Origin of the sequence: Streptomyces sp. NPDC048637, from assembly GCF_040650675.1 — a bacterium.
Taxonomy (GTDB): domain Bacteria; phylum Actinomycetota; class Actinomycetes; order Streptomycetales; family Streptomycetaceae; genus Streptomyces.
In genome coordinates this window covers 410108-428145 of record NZ_JBEZHQ010000001.1, presented here as the reverse complement: position 1 = coordinate 428145, position 18038 = coordinate 410108, and the positions used below count along the sequence as shown (strand labels likewise).

The following is an 18038-nucleotide window of genomic DNA, read 5'->3' as shown; positions in this document are numbered from 1 at the left end:
AGCGTGCCATCGAGACGGATCCCGAGCGCCCGCGCTTCCGCGCCGTACTCGCCCAACTCGCCGGCCGGCTCGGCGATTTCGACCTCGCGCTCGCCGCCATTCAGCTTCGGGGCGGTGCGGCCGGCCCGCCTGATCCTGCCCGCGTTCCTCGGTGGCGGGCTGCTGCCGGCCGCCTTCCTCACCTGACCGGGCCGTGACCGCGAGCGCGCCGATCGGTACGGAGGTCTCCGGAGGCCTACGGATCTGCGGATGTCTGTGGATGTCTGTGGATGTCTGCGGCGACGGTCCGGGACTCTCCCTGATGCTCCGGACGCCTTACGCATCCCCTCGGCCGCGCTCGACGAGCAAGTGCCGGGGGCCGCGCAGTACCGGGCTGCGCCGGTACTCAGGCGGGTCCTCGACCAGGCGGGGAGTGTCGAGGTGCTGGAGGAGTGCGTTCAGGGCGATCTGGGCTTCCAGACGGGCGAGCGGGGCGCCGAAGCAGCTGTGGATGCCGCTGCCGAAGCCGAGGTGCTGGTTGTCCTCGCGGGTCGGGTCGAAGCAGTCGGGGTCACGGAACCGTTCGGGGTCACGATTGCCGGAGGCGAGCATCAGGATGAGGGGGGCGCCCTTGGGGATGGTGAGTCCCGAGATCTCGATGTCGGCCAGTGGGGTGCGCTGCGGGAGCATCTGGACGGGGGGCTCGTAGCGCAGCAGCTCCTCCACTGCCCGGGGCATCAGGCCGGGGTCGCTGCGCAGACGTGCCAGCTGGTCAGGGTGGCGCAGCAGAGTGAGGACGCCGTTGGTGATCAGGTTGACGGTGGTCTCGTGACCGGCGATCAGCAGCAGCACGGAGGTGGTCATGATTTCGAGCTGGGTGAGCTGCCCGTCGGTGCCGTGGCCCGTGGCGAAGGCGGAGAGCATGTCGTCGGACGGATGGTCGCGGCGCTTTCCGGCGAGCTCTCCCAGATACAGGCCCATGGTCTTCCGGGCCTCCGCGGCGGCGCGTTGGCGCTCCGTGTCCTCCCCGGGGCTGGGGTCGATGCCGGCGACGATCGCGTCCGACCACTGGCGGAACTGCGGCTCGTCCTCGATCGGTACGCCCAGGAGGCGGCAGATCACGGTGACGGGGAGCGGGTAGGCGAAGTCGTCGACGATGTCGATCCGCTCCTTGCCCTCCAGTTCGGCGATGAGGTCCTTGACGATGCGGGTGATTTCGCCGTGCATGGCATCGATCCGGCCGGGGGTGTGGGGCGGGCCGAAGGACCACATCGCCAGGCTCCGCAGCCGGTGGTGTTCGGGGTCGTCGAGCCCGATGAAGGCCGGCGGGAGTCCTCCCTCGCCGGCCTCGGTCTCGTCCGGTGCGGTGCGGTTGCGGCGGTCCGAACTGACCCGCGGATCGTGGAGCAGGGCTGCGATCTCGTGGTAGGTCCCGACCAGGTAACTGCCGTCCTCCTGCCGTGCCACGCGGTTCTCGCGGAGTTCGGCGTACAGCGGATAGGGGTCGGCACGGTGGGCGTAGTCGGTGATCCGTTGGAACAGGGTGTCCGCAGCCATGCGCGGGGGCTCCTCATCGCTATGGAGTGACGGTGGACTCAGCGGGCCGGTTGCACCACCGTCAGGCGTCGGTCCGGCAGATGACCGGTGAGGGCGACGGTCGGACCGTGCGAGAGCATCTTCGGGTCCGGCACGTCGGAGGGGACGGGGACCGGGGACTCGATCTGGTCGGCGGCTCCCGGCGCGGGCGGAAACGGCGCGGCCGTCTCGATCAGCCGCTGGTAGTACTCCAGTGACCTGGCCTGGTTCACGCTCACGGCCGCGGTGACCCGCCCCCGGTAGCCGTAGACGGCGACCAGCCGGGCGTTCTTCAGCGAGCCCTGGGCAATGACCACCTGGTCGGAGAAGGTGGGCACGCCCACGGACTTGATGTTGAGGCCGAACTGGCTGGACCAGAAGGCCGGTACCGTCAGGTGCGGGAGTCTGCGCGGCCCCGGATTGACCATGTTGTGGGCCGCCACCTGGGCCTGTGCGACCGCGTTGCCCCAGTGCTCCAGGGAGAGCAGCTGGTACTCGAAGAGCGGGTGCGGGAACCGGGCGATATCACCGGCGGCGAAGATGTCGTCGGTGACGATCCCGTACATGTCGAAGGCGCGGCACCCCGCATCGCAGGTCACCCCGCGGGGGCCCGCGGCGAGTCCCGATTCGGCCAGCCATTCGGTGTTGCGGACCGCGCCCAGGGCGACCACGGCGATGTCGGCATCGATCCGTGTGCCGTCGGAGAACTGTGCGCCGGTGAGCCGGCCGTTGCCCTCCAGGGCAGTGACCGTCACTCCACAGCGCAGGTCGACACCGTGCGCGCGCTGCAACTTCGCGGCAAGCTCGCCCAGCGTTCCGCCGAGTGCGCCGACGAGGGGCGCCGGGCCCCGCTCCGCGACCGTCACCGCCAGGCCGCGCTCCCGGCAGGCGGAGGCGATCTCCGAACCGGTGAAGCCGGCGCCGATGACCAGGACGCGGCGCGGTCCGGAGTCGAGGCGCTCCGCAAGGCGGCGCGCGTCGTCGCTGGTGCGCAGGGTGAACACCCCGTCCAAGGCGGCCTCGGCCGGGTTCGGCCAGGGCCGGGCACGGGTTCCGGTGGCGATCAGCAGCCGGTCGAAGGGCACTTCCCCGCCGTCGGCGAGAAGTACCCGTTTCCCGATCGGATCAAGTCCGGTGGCACGCACTCCGAGCTTCCACTGCGCATCGACGTCACGGCGCTGTGGAAGCCCGGTGTCGCCGGCGGGAACCCTCCCGAGCAGCACCTGCTTGGACAGCGGAGGCCTGTCGTAGGGGGGCCGCGGTTCCTCGCCGACCAGGGTCAGCGAGCCGGTGAAACCCTCCTCCCGGAGCGTCTCGGCGGCCCGCAGCCCCGTGAGCGACGCACCGACGATGACGATCCGGCCGTCGTAGGGTTCACCGCGCACGGGCGCCCGCCTCCTCGCCCATGAGGATGGCCTGCACCGGGCACGCCGCCATGGCCCGGCGCACCTGTTCCAGCTGCCCGTCCGGCACGACCGGGTGGTAGAGCAGGGATTCCTCGCCATGCATCGTGAACACCTCGGGGGCGAGGAACGCGCACTGGGCATAGCCCTGACAGCGATTGAGATCTACGACGATGTTCAACCCGAGCCACTCCTCCCACCGCCCACGGTCACGCCCGTCGTCTCCGTCCTACTACCGGTGGCGGCGCGGCGCAGATGATGCTCGGCCATCCGAGGGTTTACCCGGAGTGAGCAGAAGCGCCCACCGGCCACTCACCCCACGCGCCTCACGCCTCACACTTCAGACGTCACGCTTCAGGCATCACACCTCACGACTCACACCTCACGACTCACACCTCACGACTCACACCTCACGACTCGCGACTCGCACCTCAGGCCGAAGGCGCTCCCGGGTCGCTCTCCCCCGGGGCGGCGTCGGGATGCGCGGTGACCGGGAAGCCATCGCGGTACCTTTTCGCGGACCGGCAGACGAAGTTGATGTACGCGTCCAGCACGTCATCGGTCGCCTGCCGTGCCTCCTCACCGCTCAGTGTCTGCTCGCGGCGGACGAGTTCGGTGACCGTGCCGTCGAGGCGGTCGCGCAACACCTGACAGCGCACGCATGCATACCTGACCCACTCCTGGGTATCACTGGGCATCCCCCGTCCACGGAAATCCCGTAAAGACGGGGCTCTGAGATCGAGTTCGGCCGAGCGGAGTCCGTGGCATCCGGACGGAGTTCAGCTCCTGGGCGCACGGTCCAAGGGGCCGCGGACACGTCCCGTATGGCTCATTCACCGCTCATTTCTTGACTGACGCAGACTGCTTGCGCAGCACCTCAACTCCTCATGAAAGTAGGCTCGTTGAGCAGTTGAGCCGATCACGTGCACCATGTTCCCGACGATAAGGGAGCGCGACTATGGGTTAATTGCGGAGAGAGGTGAGTAACATCCAGCCAACCGTAGATCGATCAGGCGATAGAGAGCAGGCTGTGTCATGTCAGACTCGGAATTCGCTGCGCAGGTAGCTGCCAAACTGGAGAGCATCGCGAAAGAGATCGACGAGCTGCAGAAGCTCAAGGGGAAGCTGGAGGACCTCCAGAAGCACTTCGGAGCCGGTACCCGGAAGGCAGCCGTCGCACCGCAGCCGGCGGAGCCCGAACCCGCGGTGACGAAACCGGTGACAGTACCCCCGGCGCGTCGGGCGCAGGCCACCGCGCCGAAGGCCAAGCCGGCGTCGAAGCCCCCGGCCAAGGTGGCGAAGACCGCGAAGACCGCGAAGAAGAAGACGCGGAAGGCCAAGCCGCCCCGGACCGGCGCCGACCGGCGGAACTCCACCCGCGCCGACCGCGTTCTCGGACTTCTTGACGAGCAGCCGCGCACGGTGGCGGAGATGACGAAGCTGCTGGCGCAGGAGCACCCGGACCACTCCGCACCGGAGACCGCCGTACGCAACACCCTGGAGACCTCACTCGTCGCCAAGGGCCTTGCGCACCGCAGCAAGCAAGGCAGGAGCGTCTTCTACTCCCGCCCCGTGGCCGGCGCCGAGGCGCAGGAAACCGATGCGGCCGCTTCCCAGAAGGAGGCCGCTTCCACCCCTGCCTGACGGGTACGTCGTCCGGTGCTCGGCGACACCGTCGGCCCCACGGCCCCAGCCTCGTGGTGGGCCTCGCCGACGGTGAGCCGAGCCGGACCCCGTCCCTGGGCGAGGTATCCGGCGAAGGCCAAGAGGTCTCCGGCCTGGGCGCAACAGCCTGGCCGCGGGCGGCCGCCGCAGGCGGAATCACACCGCAAGTCGTGCGATCAGCCGGATCGCCTGTATGGTCGGGGCGCAGTGGTCCGCCACGGCGATCAGCTGCCCGAGCTGCGAAAACGATCCAGATCGACCTGCGGTCGCCGGGCGGGAACGAGCCGTCCGGCGGGTCCGCGCGTGGTCGCGTCCCGGCGGGCGACGGGCCACCGCAACCGCAGTCCTGACGCTGTCGGTGAGGACAGTCGCAGGGGGGTGAATCGGCCGAGTCTTGACGAACTGGCCCTGCCCGATCTTGACTGCCAGAGTCCCACCCCTGCCAGGGCCCCCACCAGGGGTATTGGCCCACTCACCGAAGGTCACGAACATGACGGTTGACGTCTCCGCCGCCACCGAAGTCGGGCAGTTCCTGCTCGGCGACTCCTTTGCTTGCCTGGCCGGCCGTTCAGCATGGCGACAGGGTGGCATCACCCACCGCCACTACACATGGTTCGGTGATGACACCACGGGCGAGCAGATGGCGGCTGATCTGCAGGCGTATGTGGAGGCGGTGGACTGGGCCGCCAAACCCTTCACAAGCTTCGTGGCCACCTTCTCCGGCCCTCTGAACCTGTCGGAGACCGAGTTCGAGCGGCATTTGTGGCAGCAGCTGCAGGCGCTGCACGACCACGACAGCCGCACGCACTCCTGGGCCGAGGGCTACGATCCCGACCCGTCGTCCGGTGCCTTCGCCTACAGCGTCGCCGGGCACCCGTTCTTCGTGATCGGGCTGCACGAGACTCACAGCCGGGTCGGCCGCCGCCCGCCGTTCCCGATGCTCGCCTTCAACTCCCACCACCAGTTCGACCGGATAAAGGCCGCCGGTCTGTGGGACCGGCTGGCGGAGAAGATCCGCAAGCAGGACATCGAGCTGCAGGGCAGCATCAACCCCAATCTCCTGGAGTACGAAAAGCTCTCCGAGGCCCGGCGCTACTCTGGCCGTCCCAAGCCGGCCGACTGGGCCTGCCCCTTTTCCGCCCGGGTCTGAGCCCGTCGGCATCCGTCAGGAGCGACAGCGCCGAGCTGCCGCGCGCATCCGCCGCCCGCCCGGCCCTCGCCCGTGGGCGGCGGTGCCGCGACGACAGCCCCGGCACCGCCCTCGGCGGGGCGGAGCTCCCTGACCGACGCCCCAGGGGCCCGTCAGGTAGTCCGGGCCTCCCCGGTGCCGAGCCGGGCGAGCTGGCGGTCCTGGAGGCGGCTGAGGAGCAGCAGCGGGACGACCGCTCCGAGGAGGGCGCAGGCCATGTCCCACTGGGTGTCCCACTGGTCGCCCTGGGTGGCGAGAAACGCATCAGCCGCGGCGCCACCGGCCAGCGCCGCCCACCACTCGATCATCTCGAAGAACGCACTGAAGGCCAGGCATGCGCACACGGTCAGCGGGGCCGGCCAGGCGCTGCCACGCAACGGGGAAGTCCGGACCAGCAGTTCGCGGACCAGGATGGCGGGCACAAAGCCCTGCAATGGCGGGCACCAAGCCCTGCAATGGCGGGCACCAAGCCCTGCATGAGATGCCCGATGCGGTCGTAGGGATTACGGGATCGGTCCAGCACGTCCTGCAGCCAGTGCCCCACCAGGACCTCGGCGTAGGTGGAGTGGCCGCCGACGATCAGGACCAGTGCGTGCGCGGCGAGCAGGCAGCACAGGAGCGGACTGAGCGGAAAGCGTTTCCGCACCGCGACCAGCACCGGCAGACCGACGATCACCCAGCAGGTCTCCATGAGCCAGGTAGCGCGGTCGTACGGCTGGAGGCCCGACAAGGCCAGGGCGAGGAGCACCGCCGCGAGCAGCACCGGCGGCAGTGGGCGGGGAGCGGTCATGGCCTTCATGGATCAGCCTCGGAGACATCGGGTACGGGTCGGCGCGGCACCGCCACGGGGCGGGCGGCCGGGGCGTCGCGTACGGCGCATGCCCGGCCACGCTGCCGTCGCGCTATAAACGATCACTGAACGACAGGCTGCCGCGGGGCGGAACAGTCACCGGCGCTCCCCGCCGCCGTCCCGTCCGCCGACGGACCGGGCCGCCGTGCCCGGTCGCGTTCCGCCCAGTGCACCACCGCGCCCATCCCGAGCCCGGCCACCAGGAACAGCGCCCCCAGCACGAACCAGCCCGGTACCCCCCACGTGACCAGCAGCGAGGTGAGCAGCAGGGGGCCCAGCGTGCGCGCCAGCGGCACGCCCGTGCCGAAGAAGCCCTGGTACTGGCCGACTTGATGAGGCGGCGCCAGGTCGAAGCTGATCTGCCAGGATCCGGCCGACTGCAGCATCTCTCCGACGAGCTGGAGCACCGCGCCCACGACGAGCACCACACCGGCCCCCCACGGCGGCATTCCCGCGGCCGACAAGGCGAAGACCAGACACGAGGCAAGCATGATCAGGCAGGAGTGCCACACGGCCCGCGAGGCGGTGCGCAGTCCGGTCACCGTCCGGGCCGTGCAGACCTGGAAGGCCATGACGCCAAGGGTGTTGAGGACGAACAGCGCCGACACCAGCCAGCTCGGCGCGTCCGTACGCGCCACGATCCACAGCGGGATGGCAAGGCTGAGCAGCGGCATCCGCAGCAGCAGGACCGCGTTGAGGAAGGTCAGCGCGGCGTACGGGCGGTCGCGCAGCACCGCGAACCGCGGCTCACCGCCCGTACGGCCCGCGACCGGGGCCACCGCGGGCAGCAGGAGCAGCACCGCCGTGCAGCTCAGGAAGCCCACCGCGTCCAGGGCGAAGACCGCGAGGTAGGCCTCTTGGGTGTCGTACTGCAGGGCCAGTCCGCCGAGGGCCGCGCCGAGGGCCAGCCCGGCGTTGAGCATCGACTGGAGGTGGGCCAGTACGCCGGTCCGGGCCGTGCGGTCCACGAGCCCCGCGAGCAGCGCCTGGCGGGCCGCGGCCAGTCCGCACTGCGCGGTGGCGTACAGACACACGACGACGAGGAACGGCACGAAGGAGCGGATGAACAGGAACGAGGCGACGGCGATACTGGTGGCCAGGGCGAGCAGCACCGCGGTGCCGCGCGGCCCCCGGCGGTCGGCGAGCGCGCCCAGCGGCACTCCCGCGACCGAACCGACGGCCCACGCCACGGTCAGCCCCAGGCCGATCTGGGTGGGCGACAGGCCGATGACCCGGGTGAAGTAGAGCGCCGAGCAGACGTAAAAGGCGCCGTCGCCGACCGAGTTGCTCAGCTGGGCCGCGGCGAGGACGCGTGGTGCGCCGGCCGGCGGCAGGATCCGCAGGGACACAGGACTCCCAGGTACGACGGCCGGACGGCCGGGCGTTCAAGAGGCGTTGACGCAATGACGCTAGACAGCCGCCGGTCCGGTGGACAGATCCAATGGCGCCCCGCGGGAGTGGGCCAATTCGGCCTTCTGGCGACCGGCACGTCCGATCCCGGCCGGTTCGGCCGAACTCAGTACTGACGTGCACATGGCGCGGATACGATCGAACGCCCCCTACGCGAAGGACTACCCCCCATGAAGAAGACAGCCGCGAAAGAGAACTCCACCCCCCGCAGAATCACCTGGCGCATGCTGCTCGCGCTGGGCGGCATGGCGGCGTTAGCCGTGCCGGGCGCGGGCGCCGCCGAGGCCGCACCGCGCACCGCCGGGGACGGGGCTCGTGCGGGCCGGTGCGTCGTCGTGTATTTCGATCTCGGTGAGACCTTGGTGCACACGGCCGAGGACAAGAGCGTGCGGTATCTGCCGGGAGCAGCCCAGTATCTGCGTGCACTGCGCGCCCGCCATATTCCCGTCGGCCTGATCACCAATGTGCCGCCCTCCTGGGGCTCCACCGACGCGGAGCGTGCGGCGGAGCTGAAGAAGGTGATCGACAAGGACTGGGCGGGCACCACCCCGTTCGCCTGGTCGGACTTCGGCGACCGCATCTTCACCCCGCGGACGGAGGCGGAGCGGAAGCCCGCCCCCGCCCTGTGGAAGCGCGCCAAAAAGGCCGCGGGCCCCTGCCGGGTGGTCTACGAGGCAGAGACGGCGGAGGAGGTACAGGTGGGCAGCTCCCTCGGATACGTCGCCTACCAGGTGACCCGGCCCGGGTGGCCCACGTACCTGCCGGTGCGACTGATCGCCGCCCTCTCCCATCTGCCCTACGGGAACACGGCACACCCCAAGGGGCATTGAGGCATTCAGCCCGCCGACCAGGCCCGGCCCAGGGGCGCGACGCGGAGCCGTGAGGTCTGCTGTGGCGTCATCTGGCGGGCCCCGGACGGAGGGCGTCCGCGTCCCTCCCGGATGCCCTCCGCTCCTGTCTTGGTCGCCCCCTGACCACGGCTACAGCTACCGACCGCCGGCCCGGTGGACACAACCGACCGGGCCGGCGGTCACCGTGCCGGCGCCCCGCTGTAGCGCTCCAGCCGGTCCGCCAGCTCGACCGGACGGGACAGCATCGGGAAGTGCCCGCCCGCCATCTCGTCGGGCACCACACCCAGGCGCTCCGCCGCCACCGCACGCAGGAACGGTGCCGGGAAGAGGCGGTCCTGACGGCACAGCAGAAACCGGGTCGCCACATCGGGCCAGGCCCGCATCGGCCAGGGCCGCGCGGCAGGGGTCTCGGACTGCCGCCGCCACCGGGCCGCCGCCTCCGCGGCCAGCCCCGGCGGCAGATCCTGGAAGAACGGGTCCGCGGCGGACCCCGGCACAGCGGCCTCCGGCACGCCCTCCGCCCACGTGTCATCGCCCGCCCCCGTGTCGCCGCCCGCCCGCTGGGCCGCCCGCCCGGCCCGTCTGACCTGTGCGTCCGGGTGTCCCGTCGCCGCCCACCACTCGTCCGGCGTCTCCCCCGGCGACGGCACCATCGCCGCCAGCAGCACCAGCGAATCCACCGGCACCCGCGCACACACCAACGGCGCCGTGAACCCGGCGAACGAATGCGCCACGAGCGTCAGCCGGCTATGACCCGTGACAGCGGCGACGACCGCGTCCGCGTACTCCTCCAGACCCGCCGCGTCGTCCTCACACGGCAGGTCCACACTCACCACCACACGCCCCCGGGCCCGCAGCTCCGCCTCCAGCAGATGCCAGTGCCAGGAGCCGCACGCGGCACCGGGAATCAGCACAAAGGTCGTCATGGACCGCCTCCTGCCGGCCACCGGCCCCGACCCGGGTACGTGCGGCCCTGCCTGTGGCACGCACCGCTGTCAGATCCAGTGGCACCAAGAACTCTCCGCCACCGGGTACAGAACCCGGCGACGTCTGCTGCGGACCCGGCTCAGACGGGCTGGGCGCCTCGGCAGATCGTGCACACAATGCGGCGGGCCATCTCGGGCAGGGTGCTCTTGCCTACGCCCTGTACACGGACCACGGTCTGCGGGGCGGACTGGGCATGCTGGTGGCACAGCGCGGCGCCGCAGTTCCGGCAGATCGCCACCGCGGCGGTGGATCCGCGGTCCGGCGCGCAGTCGTAGCAGTTCATGGCACATTCCGATCTCGTGAGGTGAGCCGGGGCCCCCACGGCAATGTACGTCGCGGTGCAGGACGGAAGGCGGAAGCACATGCCGGGTCGGGCGGGGCTCACCTGGCCGCCCCAAAGAAGACACCTCCTCACCGGGCGAGGGGCGGGCCCCGTCCGACGGCCACGGACGGGCCCGCCCCTTGCCTCGTCTCCGGCCGGTCGCGCCGGCCGGTCCGGCAGCCGGACCGGCAGCCGGACCGGGTCAGTCGACCGGCTCGTGCGGAATGGGCTGGTCGGTGCGGAACCCCGCGGCCTTTTGCCCGCCGGTCCGTCCGGTGCCGGCCTGGTCGGTGTCGGGCACGGTCTCGTCGGGCCCGTCGCTTTCGCTCTCCGACAGCTCGGGGTCCCAGGGGTCGGGGACCGGGCTGGCGGCATCAGCCTGGTGGTTCGGCAGGTCATGGGGCACTGGGGTGCGGTCTTCGCCGGTCGCGTCATGACGGGTCATCAGTTGACGTGCCTCCTCCATGGGTACGTTGAGTGTCCTGGCCCGGTACCCGGGTTCCGCTGCGCCATGCTCGACGCGAAATGAGAGACAAACCACCCACCTGCGCCTCGACGCCTCACGACTCCTGAGGCCGGGGGCGAGTTCGCGCACGAGGACGACGCGCCGCGGGACGCCGATCCTCTTGGCCAGGGCGCGAGGGACGGGTGGCGGCCTCCCCGGCCAGGTCGGCCTCGCCGACGCGGCCCGACACCCACCCTGTGCGCAAAAACGAATCAACGCGGCGCGTATCCCTGCAGGAAGGCCCGTACGCCCGACTCGATGATCGCGCCCTCCGCCTCCTCCGAGAGCGGCAACGCCCCGTGGAAGCTCTCCTCGTTGATCTCGGCCACTGTGAGCAGCAGCAAGTGGCGGGCCGCCCGCGCCGGATCGCCCGTGGCGAGCAGCCCGTCGGCGGCCAGCCGCTCGAACCGCTCGGCCACCGCGTCGGCCGCCCGCTGCGGTCCGCTCTGCCGCCAGGCCGTGAGGAACTCCTCGGGGACATGGGCACTTTCGACTCGCATCTGCCGGATGACCGCGAAATGGTCGGCGCATTGGCGCAACGGGGCGACCCAGGCCTGTACGAACTCGACGAGGTCCTGCTCCAGGTCGGCCGCGGTCACCTTGTGCAGCCGTCGGTCGATCGCGTCGAGACGCGCCTCGACGACCGACTCCGAGCCCTCGACCACCACGGCCCGGAAGAGCTGGGCCTTGCCACCGGGGAAATGGTTGTAGATCGTGCGGGTGGAGACCACGGCCTCCTTGGCGATCGAGTCGATGCTCGTGCGCGTATAGCCGTCACGCCCGAAGACCTTGCGCGCGCCCTGCACGATGGCCGCCCGCTTCTCCGCCATGCGCTGCCTCATGGGTGACTTCCCTCTCGCCGCTGCCGCCCTGGTCAAGGTACCCACCCGAAGGAAAGTGCAATGACCATTGCACTCACTGCCATACACGTTGTACTTTACTTGACGGGGCGGACCGCGCGAACGCCGGCGTCGAGGAATCAGCGGACAGCCGGCGTCGCCGAGAATGATCACGATTCGGGTCAACCTGGCGATTTTCTACGGCTGTAGCCCGGCATGAAGAGGGCGCCGGTCCGGAGGGAGCTACCTGACCGGCCTCCCGGTACCGGCCGGGTTTGATCATCGCCGCTCCGGTTCCTGCCGTTTTGCCCGGCGATCGCAGACCATCGCCGGGTTGATCTCCCGTGGACCCCCACCCCGATAGCGGCTGTGCACCGGCATCAGCCCAAGAAAGGAAGAACTTGCCCACCAAGACACTGCAGATTCCCACCACGGACGGCCAGGCCGACGCCTTCGCCGCCTACCCCGACCGTGGTGGGCGGCACCCGGGCGTGCTGATGTACGCGGACGCCTTCGGCATCCGGCCCGCGCTGCGGGAGATGGCCTGCGAACTGGCCGGGCACGGGTACTACGTGCTCGTCCCCAACGTCTTCTACCGGCACGGCCCGGCACCGCTGATCGAACTTCCCGAGCACATCGGAGAAGAGGTCCGGCCCGCGGTCGTCGCCCAGTTGATGCCCTTGATCGAGGCGCACACCGCCGAACGTGTCCTGAGCGACGCCGACGCCTACCTCAGGTTCCTCACCGCCCAGCCCGAGGTCGGCGCCGGACCGGTCGCGGTGACCGGCTACTGCATAGGCGGCCTCCTGGCGATGCACACTGCCGCGGCCCACCCCGGCCAGGTGGCCGCCGTCGCCGGATTCCACGGCCCCGTGGGCGCCGACGGGCCCGACAGCCTGCAGCGCCTCCTCTCCACCCTCACCGCCCAGGTCCACCTCGGCCACGCCGAAACCGACATGACGCCCGAGGCCCTCGGCGAGCTCAACCAGGCCCTGGACACCGCGGGCGTCGACTACACCTCCGAGATCTACCCCGGCACCCTCCACGGCTTCACCATGGCCGACACCGACGCCTTCGACCCCGCCGCGCTGCGGCTTCACTGGGACCGCCTGCTCCCCCTCCTCGACGGCACCCTGACCAACAGCTGAGGCTCCGGCCCGGACACCACATCTGAAGGCTCCCTGCCGCCGCGGCCTGGCCGTACGGCCGCGCTTTCGAGCCCGCGGCGCAGCCGCTGGAGTTCAGCGTTCTGGGCCGCGATCCGCGACGGGGCCCACTTGGGGAACGCCTTCATCTCGACGCTCCCTGCGTCCCGGGCGGACACACGCCCGCGCAGGGTGGCGTTGCCCCCCTTGAACCGGGTGAACCCACCGAGCGCAGCGCGCAGTTCAGCACGCTCGCCGTACGGGTCGGCACCGCGCCGCTGGAGGAACTCCCACGGCACGGCATCAGCGCCCGCGCGTACGCCCACCCAGGAGCCGAAATGCACCGTTCCGTTCTTGTCGCGGTGCCCACATCCAGCGGATTCCGCGCGGCATCGTGACATCCGTCATATCGAACCGCGGCAACAACTAAGCTGGATAGTAGAAAGCGCCCTGGCGACATAGGTGACTTGTCCGTCTTGACCCGGGAATTCCTCGCGCAGGGTCAGTCGCCATTCGGCCCGCTTGGTGCTTTTGCCCACGCCTTGAGCACATCAGTGCATCTGACGGGGCAACAGCGATTTCCGAAAGCGCCGAAATCCGGACCAGCACGCTCGTAGATCCATGGCAAGGGCCTTCCGGCACTACGAAGCTCAGTAGTAGTGAAGCGCGTTGCCTTGTCCTCCGGCGGCCCCAAGAATGACGAACCGCAAGGCGTCTTCGCAGCTCAGGCACGGGGATTGCACAGAGCCAGCCGTGCCGGGGACGCTCCGCAATTACCGAGTGAGGTCACGCATGAGTCAACATCGCAAGAAGCGGCGCTACCGGCAGATAACCATCGCTGCTGTCGCCCTAGGCGCCGTGGGCGTGCCCTCCGTTGCCATGGCCTGCCTGGACGGGCAGGAGAATGCGGGCGGCCGTCACCAGGGCCACTGGAAGAATGCGGGCGACCGCCACCAGGACCACTGGAAGAATGCGTCCGCCGATCATCGGTGGTCGAAAGCCCATGAGGGCGCAAAGCCCGCGGCGAAGAAATCTCCGGCACCTGCCGCGTCCCCGAGCGCTTCGAAGGCCGCCGCCACGGCATCCGGCGCCACCGCCCGCGTCGTGGAACTCGTCAACAGCGAGCGCCGCAAGGCCGGCTGCTCACCGCTGACCGTGAACGCAAAACTGACAAAGGCTGCCCAGGATCACAGCAAGGACATGGCGGACCATAAGAACATGTCGCATACCGGCTCCAATGGGTCATCTCCGGAGGACCGGATCACTCGGGCCGGCTACAGCTGGAGCTCCTACGGCGAGAACGTCGCCTACGGTTACTCCTCGCCCGAAAGCGTGATGGAGGGCTGGATGTCCAGCCCCGGCCACAAGCGCAACATCCTCGACTGCTCCTTCAAGGAGATCGGCGTCGGCCACGCTCAGCCCGATGACTACTGGACGCAGGACTTCGGAACTGCGCGATAACGGGCATCGGTCCCCGCCCCGCCCCTGGGCGAAGCACTGAGCGCGCCAGGGTGGCGGCCACCCGTTGCGGAGGGCGTCGCCCCCTCCCCCACATGCCGAACAGGGCACATGAGGTCCCCGACCGGGTTCCGGTCGGGGGCCTTGTGCTGTCCGGCCGAGGGCCACTGTGGCCCCGGGCCCGGACGGTAGACGCACACCGCGGCCAACGGCCCGGCACCGTGCCGGCTAGAGCAGATCGGTCGCCGAGTCCGCGAGCCGGCGCCGCGCCGCGCGGGCGGCGGGGAGGACCGAGGCCGTCGCGGCGATGGTGACAGCGATGGCGATGACCAGCAGGAGGGTGCCGAGGGCGGGGTGCTGGGCGATGCCGGTCCCCCAGCCGCTGGTGCGGCCCTGGAGGTTGATCAGCCACTGGGAGGCGAGGACGCCCAGAGCCGTGCCGGCGAGCGCGGCGGCCAGGGTGATGAAGGAGGTGGCCGAGACGATGACGGCGGTGATCTGACGTGGCGTCAGGCCGACGGCCCGGAGGGCGAGCAGGTCACGGCTTCGGTCACGGACCCCGGCCCCGACCGTCGTCGCCAGCTCCACGAGCCCGATCAGGACCAGCACCGCGATCAGCCCGACGCTGACGGCACGGACCGCGGACAGCTGGTCGGCGGGGTTGGGGATCTCACGCACTTCGAGGCGGCCGGCGGACGCCTTGGACAGGGTGTCGCGCACGGAGTCCGGGTCGGCACCGTGACGCAGGACCAACTGGTAGAAGTCCGGGCGCGGTGGGTGGGACGTCTCGGGCGCCGCGTCGTCGGTGTCACCCTCGCGCAGCGTGTCCAGGGTGGTGGAGACGACCCGGCCGCCGTCGGATGTCTCGATGCTGCGGCCGACGATATGGAGGACATGCGGCCGGCCGGCGACGGTCATCCGGACCCAGTCACCGACCCGCGCGTCCAGGAGATCGAGCAGGCCCTGTCCGGCGACCGCCTCGTCGGGACCGCGGGCAGCGCGCCCTTCCACCACGGCGCCCGGGTACGGCCGGGCGTCCGTGCCGAGCCCCCGCAGGGTAATCGTCCCGGTCTGACCCGGTACGAGCGCCTGGACCTCGGCACCGGGGTAGGCGGTCAACTGCCGCTGGGAGGCGAGGAGTTGGCGTAGCTCCGGGTCGTTGAGGGTGTCGGAGCGCGCGGTGAGGGCCGCAGACAGGCCGACGTTCTCGGGGTGCGAGGTGAAGCGGTCCAGAGTGGTCCAGGCACCCAGCGCGATGGTGATCAACAGCAGCGGGACGGCCAGCCGGGCCACGGCTGCCGAGGAGCGCAGCGGACGGTGAAAGGCACCCCGCCAGCCGAGGACCAGGGCCGGGGGGACCCGGAGGCCGAGCGCCCGGCGGGTGAGCGCGGAGGCCCGGCCACCGGCGGCAGTGGCGGCGCGGGCGACGGGCACCGGAGGCACCCGTCCGGCCCGCCACGCCGCCAGGCAGGTCGCCGAGCCGATGAAGGCCACCACACCGCCGGAGATCACCAAGGTCAGCCAGGTGTGCCCGGGAAGCTGCCGCCACAGGGCCATCGCCTCCCCGATCCGCCCGGGGACCAGAGCCCCGACCGCCTGGGTGAGCAGTGCCCCGAGGGCGACGCCCAGCAGCGCGAGGCCGAGGTGGAGGGCGACGAACATGCGGACCACTTGGCCGGGTGTGAACCCGATGGCCTTGAGGATGGAGATGTCCCGCAGATGTCCGCGGATCCTGGTGCTGATGGCGCCGCCCACCGCCAGGGCGGCGGCGAGCAGCGCACCGAGTCCGAACAGGCCGAGCAGCCGCCCGAGGAGCTGGTTGTCCCCCTCGGCTTCGGCCTTGGCCTGCCGCCAGGTGGAGACATCGGTGATCTGGTCGGCACCGAGCCGGGTGACCGCCCGCTGGACGACATAGTCGGTGTCCGCGGGGTCGCCGAGCCGGAGGCCGATGGTGCGTCCGCGCTGGTCACGGCCCGCGTCGGAGGCGTCGAGGGTCTCGGGGAGCACCCAGGCCACACCCGGGGTCCCGCCCGCGCGGAAGGAGACCTCGGCGGTGTCCGCGACGCCCACCACGCGCAGATGTGCCGCGAAGCCGCTCAGCACGATGGTGTCACCCGGCTTGGCCCACATCGCGTGGGCCACCGAGCTGTCCAGGACGATGCCCTTGGTGGCGCCCCCATCGGCGCCCGCCGCCAGCCAGCGGCCCGCGACGATCTGGGGTGCGGCGGTGGCAGGGCGCTTCGCCGCACCGCGCAGTTCGAGGGTCGCCTTGGCGTCGCCGGGCTGCAGGCTCGCGGTGGTGCGGACCGTGCGGAAGGGCCCGGAGGTGGCCCGTACCTCGTCCAGGTCGGCGAGCGATCCAGCGGCGGCGCCGCCTTGGGTGTGGATCCATACGTGGGCGCCGGAGGACTGGGTGAAGGCCCGTTGCCAGGGGTCGGTCGCATAGGCGAACAGGGCGGTGGCCAGCAGCAGCGAGATGGTGATTCCGGCCGTGGCCAGCGCGGTGAGCACCGCCGCGGGGCGGTGTGCCGTCAGATGCGCCTGCGTCCAGCGCGCCGCTGCTCGCACGGTCAGCCCTTGAGCTTGAGCACGTCGGCCACACCGGCCGGGGGGCGCTTCGGGCCGTCGCCGAGGTGTGCGTCGTCGACGACCTGGCCGTCGAAGAAGCTGATCACCCGGTCCGCGGCACTGGCCATCCTGGCGTCATGGGTGACCAGCAAGATCGTCTGGCCGCGCTGGTGGAAGCGGGCGAGCAGCCGCAGCACCTCTCTGGTGCCCTTGCTGTCGAGGCTTCCGGCGGGTTCGTCGGCGAGCAGCAGGCTGGGGGTGTTGACGAGGGCGCGGGCCAGGGCGACGCGCTGCTGTTCACCGCCGGACAGCTCGCCCGGGGTGCTGTTCTCCTTGCCGGTCAGCCCCAGCTCGTCGAGCAGCTCGGCCCGGTCGGTGCGGGCCTGCCGGGGGGACCGGCCGGCCAGCAGTGCGGGGAGTTCGACGTTGTCGGCGACGGTGAGGTTGGAGACGAGGTTGAAGAACTGGAAGACGATGCCGATGTGGTTGCGGCGCAGCACCGCCCAGCGTGCCTCGCTGTAGGCGTCGACCTGCCGGCCGTCGAGCCAGATCGAACCGCTGTCGGGCCGGTCGAGGCCGCCGAGGAGATGCAGCAGGGTGGATTTACCGGCTCCCGAGGGGCCGGTGAGGGCGACGAACTCACCGCGTTCGATGCTGAGGTCGACGCCCCGCACCGCGTGGACCGGGGCAGCGCCTTCCGGCCGGTGGGTCTTCACCAGGCCGGCTGCCCGGACTATCGGGCCGGACGGCTCGTCCCGGTTCATTCCAACTCCTCTTGACAGCGCTCCAGCCAGTCCAGATCCGCCTGCAGATGCAGCATCGCGCCCTCTATCAGCAGCTGTGCCACCCGGTTCTCCCGGTCCTCAACCGCCGCGAGTTTCGACAGGTCACGCATGGTGTTGAGGTAGTGGCGGCGCTGCTTGTTGATCAGGGCGATCTGGTCTGCGGTCCCGGTGTGGGGAGCCAGGGCGAGCTTCATGAAGAATTCGTCCCTGACCCGTGGTTCGGCGGTGGATTCCTCGAACCAGGCGTCCACCGTCTCGCGTCCCGCCGCGGTGATCCGGTAGATGCGCTTGTTCGGGCGGTCCGACTGCTCGACGTCCTCTCCCTCGATCAGGCCCGCCTTCTCCAGCCTGCCCAGGGTGACGTAGATCTGGCCGACGTTCGGCTGAGGGTATGCGGCGCCCAGGAGGTTCTCAAGGGCCTGCTTGAGTTCATAGCCGTGTGCGGGACCGCTGACCAACAGCGCCAGGAGTGGCAGCCGCACGCTCTCCCTCTCCCTCCCCGCCCTG

At 70.5% G+C, this 18038-nt stretch carries 18 protein-coding genes and 1 pseudogene; 6 read left to right on the top strand and 13 right to left on the bottom strand.

Annotated elements, in window-relative coordinates; translation table 11 throughout:
- The first annotated feature begins 3 nt into the window (after positions 1-3).
- Positions 4-186, top strand: coding sequence for a hypothetical protein (locus AB0C46_RS02095; RefSeq protein WP_362824957.1), 183 nt, complete (start codon positions 4-6; stop codon positions 184-186).
- A gap of 129 nt (positions 187-315) precedes the next feature.
- Here AB0C46_RS02095 and AB0C46_RS02090 read toward each other — a convergent pair whose 3' ends face one another.
- The 4 genes from AB0C46_RS02090 to AB0C46_RS02075 all read right to left on the bottom strand — a co-directional run bounded on the left by AB0C46_RS02090 (position 316) and on the right by AB0C46_RS02075 (position 3616).
- Positions 316-1536 carry a cytochrome P450 gene (locus AB0C46_RS02090; protein WP_362824956.1) on the bottom strand — a complete coding sequence of 407 codons (1221 nt, stop codon included), beginning with the start codon at positions 1534-1536 and terminating at the stop codon, positions 316-318.
- 38 nt (positions 1537-1574) lie between these two features.
- Positions 1575-2939 (bottom strand): FAD-dependent oxidoreductase, encoded by a 1365-nt coding sequence (locus tag AB0C46_RS02085; protein ID WP_362824955.1) that lies wholly within the window; start codon positions 2937-2939, stop codon positions 1575-1577.
- The gene (locus AB0C46_RS02080; RefSeq protein ID WP_362824953.1) at positions 2929-3138 is read right to left on the bottom strand and encodes a ferredoxin; all 210 of its coding nucleotides are present in this window, start codon (positions 3136-3138) and stop codon (positions 2929-2931) included. Before AB0C46_RS02080 ends, AB0C46_RS02085 begins: the two co-directional genes overlap by 11 nt.
- A 250-nt stretch (positions 3139-3388) precedes the next feature.
- Positions 3389-3616, bottom strand: coding sequence for a hypothetical protein (locus AB0C46_RS02075; protein WP_362824952.1), 228 nt, complete (start codon positions 3614-3616; stop codon positions 3389-3391).
- Positions 3617-3992: 376 nt separating this feature from the next.
- On the opposite strand from AB0C46_RS02075, the gene AB0C46_RS02070 reads away from it, so the two are divergent.
- Positions 3993-4601, top strand: a complete 609-nt coding sequence (locus AB0C46_RS02070) for a hypothetical protein (protein ID WP_362824951.1) — start codon at positions 3993-3995, stop codon at positions 4599-4601.
- 511 nt (positions 4602-5112) lie between these two features.
- Positions 5113-5772: a guanitoxin biosynthesis heme-dependent pre-guanitoxin N-hydroxylase GntA gene (gene gntA / locus AB0C46_RS02065; RefSeq protein WP_362824949.1), complete on the top strand. Its 660-nt coding sequence runs from the start codon at positions 5113-5115 to the stop codon at positions 5770-5772.
- Positions 5773-5924: 152 nt separating this feature from the next.
- Here gntA and AB0C46_RS02060 read toward each other — a convergent pair.
- Positions 5925-6610, bottom strand: a pseudogene (locus tag AB0C46_RS02060) (DUF2238 domain-containing protein).
- A gap of 113 nt (positions 6611-6723) precedes the next feature.
- The gene (locus AB0C46_RS02055) at positions 6724-8010 is read right to left on the bottom strand and encodes an MFS transporter (RefSeq protein WP_362824947.1); all 1287 of its coding nucleotides are present in this window, start codon (positions 8008-8010) and stop codon (positions 6724-6726) included.
- A gap of 231 nt (positions 8011-8241) precedes the next feature.
- Between AB0C46_RS02055 and AB0C46_RS02050 the strand changes: the two genes are divergently transcribed.
- Positions 8242-8901, top strand: coding sequence for a hypothetical protein (locus tag AB0C46_RS02050; RefSeq protein ID WP_362824946.1), 660 nt, complete (start codon positions 8242-8244; stop codon positions 8899-8901).
- Positions 8902-9101: 200 nt separating this feature from the next.
- On the opposite strand, the gene AB0C46_RS02045 is transcribed toward AB0C46_RS02050, so the two are convergent.
- The 4 genes from AB0C46_RS02045 to AB0C46_RS02030 all read right to left on the bottom strand — a co-directional run bounded on the left by AB0C46_RS02045 (position 9102) and on the right by AB0C46_RS02030 (position 11578).
- A complete protein-coding gene (locus tag AB0C46_RS02045; RefSeq protein WP_362824945.1) occupies positions 9102-9848 on the bottom strand; it encodes an alpha/beta hydrolase in 747 nt (248 codons plus the stop codon).
- A gap of 140 nt (positions 9849-9988) precedes the next feature.
- Entirely contained in the window at positions 9989-10192 is a 204-nt protein-coding gene (locus AB0C46_RS02040; protein ID WP_362824944.1) for a DUF2180 family protein, read from the bottom strand.
- Between the two features lie 241 nt (positions 10193-10433).
- Entirely contained in the window at positions 10434-10676 is a 243-nt protein-coding gene (locus AB0C46_RS02035; protein ID WP_362824943.1) for a hypothetical protein, read from the bottom strand.
- 272 nt (positions 10677-10948) lie between these two features.
- Positions 10949-11578, bottom strand: coding sequence for a TetR/AcrR family transcriptional regulator (locus AB0C46_RS02030; protein ID WP_362824941.1), 630 nt, complete (start codon positions 11576-11578; stop codon positions 10949-10951).
- A 398-nt stretch (positions 11579-11976) separates the two neighbouring features.
- Between AB0C46_RS02030 and AB0C46_RS02025 the strand changes: the two genes are divergently transcribed.
- A complete protein-coding gene (locus tag AB0C46_RS02025) occupies positions 11977-12723 on the top strand; it encodes a dienelactone hydrolase family protein (protein ID WP_362824940.1) in 747 nt (248 codons plus the stop codon).
- 789 nt (positions 12724-13512) lie between these two features.
- The gene (locus AB0C46_RS02020) at positions 13513-14181 is read left to right on the top strand and encodes a CAP domain-containing protein (protein ID WP_362824938.1); all 669 of its coding nucleotides are present in this window, start codon (positions 13513-13515) and stop codon (positions 14179-14181) included.
- Positions 14182-14406: 225 nt separating this feature from the next.
- On the opposite strand, the gene AB0C46_RS02015 is transcribed toward AB0C46_RS02020, so the two are convergent.
- Genes AB0C46_RS02015 through AB0C46_RS02005 form a run of 3 tightly spaced genes read right to left on the bottom strand, consistent with a single transcriptional unit; the run spans position 14407 to position 18013 of the window.
- On the bottom strand, positions 14407-16746 hold the full coding sequence (locus AB0C46_RS02015) for an FtsX-like permease family protein (RefSeq protein ID WP_362824937.1): 2340 nt from the start codon (positions 16744-16746) through the stop codon (positions 14407-14409).
- 2 nt (positions 16747-16748) lie between these two features.
- Positions 16749-17510, bottom strand: coding sequence for an ABC transporter ATP-binding protein (locus AB0C46_RS02010; protein ID WP_362824936.1), 762 nt, complete (start codon positions 17508-17510; stop codon positions 16749-16751).
- Positions 17507-18013: a PadR family transcriptional regulator gene (locus tag AB0C46_RS02005; RefSeq protein WP_362824934.1), complete on the bottom strand. Its 507-nt coding sequence runs from the start codon at positions 18011-18013 to the stop codon at positions 17507-17509. The genes AB0C46_RS02010 and AB0C46_RS02005 overlap by 4 nt, the downstream gene beginning before the upstream one ends.
- Between the last annotated feature and the right edge of the window lie 25 nt (positions 18014-18038).

Coding starts and splice junctions, on each gene's coding strand:
- AB0C46_RS02090 (WP_362824956.1), bottom strand. CDS start 1,536: ATGGCTGCGGACACCCTGTTCCAACGGATCACCGACTACGCCCACCGT.
- AB0C46_RS02070 (WP_362824951.1), top strand. CDS start 3,993: ATGTCAGACTCGGAATTCGCTGCGCAGGTAGCTGCCAAACTGGAGAGC.
- gntA (WP_362824949.1), top strand. CDS start 5,113: ATGACGGTTGACGTCTCCGCCGCCACCGAAGTCGGGCAGTTCCTGCTC.
- AB0C46_RS02050 (WP_362824946.1), top strand. CDS start 8,242: ATGAAGAAGACAGCCGCGAAAGAGAACTCCACCCCCCGCAGAATCACC.
- AB0C46_RS02045 (WP_362824945.1), bottom strand. CDS start 9,848: ATGACGACCTTTGTGCTGATTCCCGGTGCCGCGTGCGGCTCCTGGCAC.
- AB0C46_RS02040 (WP_362824944.1), bottom strand. CDS start 10,192: ATGAACTGCTACGACTGCGCGCCGGACCGCGGATCCACCGCCGCGGTG.
- AB0C46_RS02035 (WP_362824943.1), bottom strand. CDS start 10,676: ATGACCCGTCATGACGCGACCGGCGAAGACCGCACCCCAGTGCCCCAT.
- AB0C46_RS02030 (WP_362824941.1), bottom strand. CDS start 11,578: ATGAGGCAGCGCATGGCGGAGAAGCGGGCGGCCATCGTGCAGGGCGCG.
- AB0C46_RS02020 (WP_362824938.1), top strand. CDS start 13,513: ATGAGTCAACATCGCAAGAAGCGGCGCTACCGGCAGATAACCATCGCT.
- AB0C46_RS02010 (WP_362824936.1), bottom strand. CDS start 17,510: ATGAACCGGGACGAGCCGTCCGGCCCGATAGTCCGGGCAGCCGGCCTG.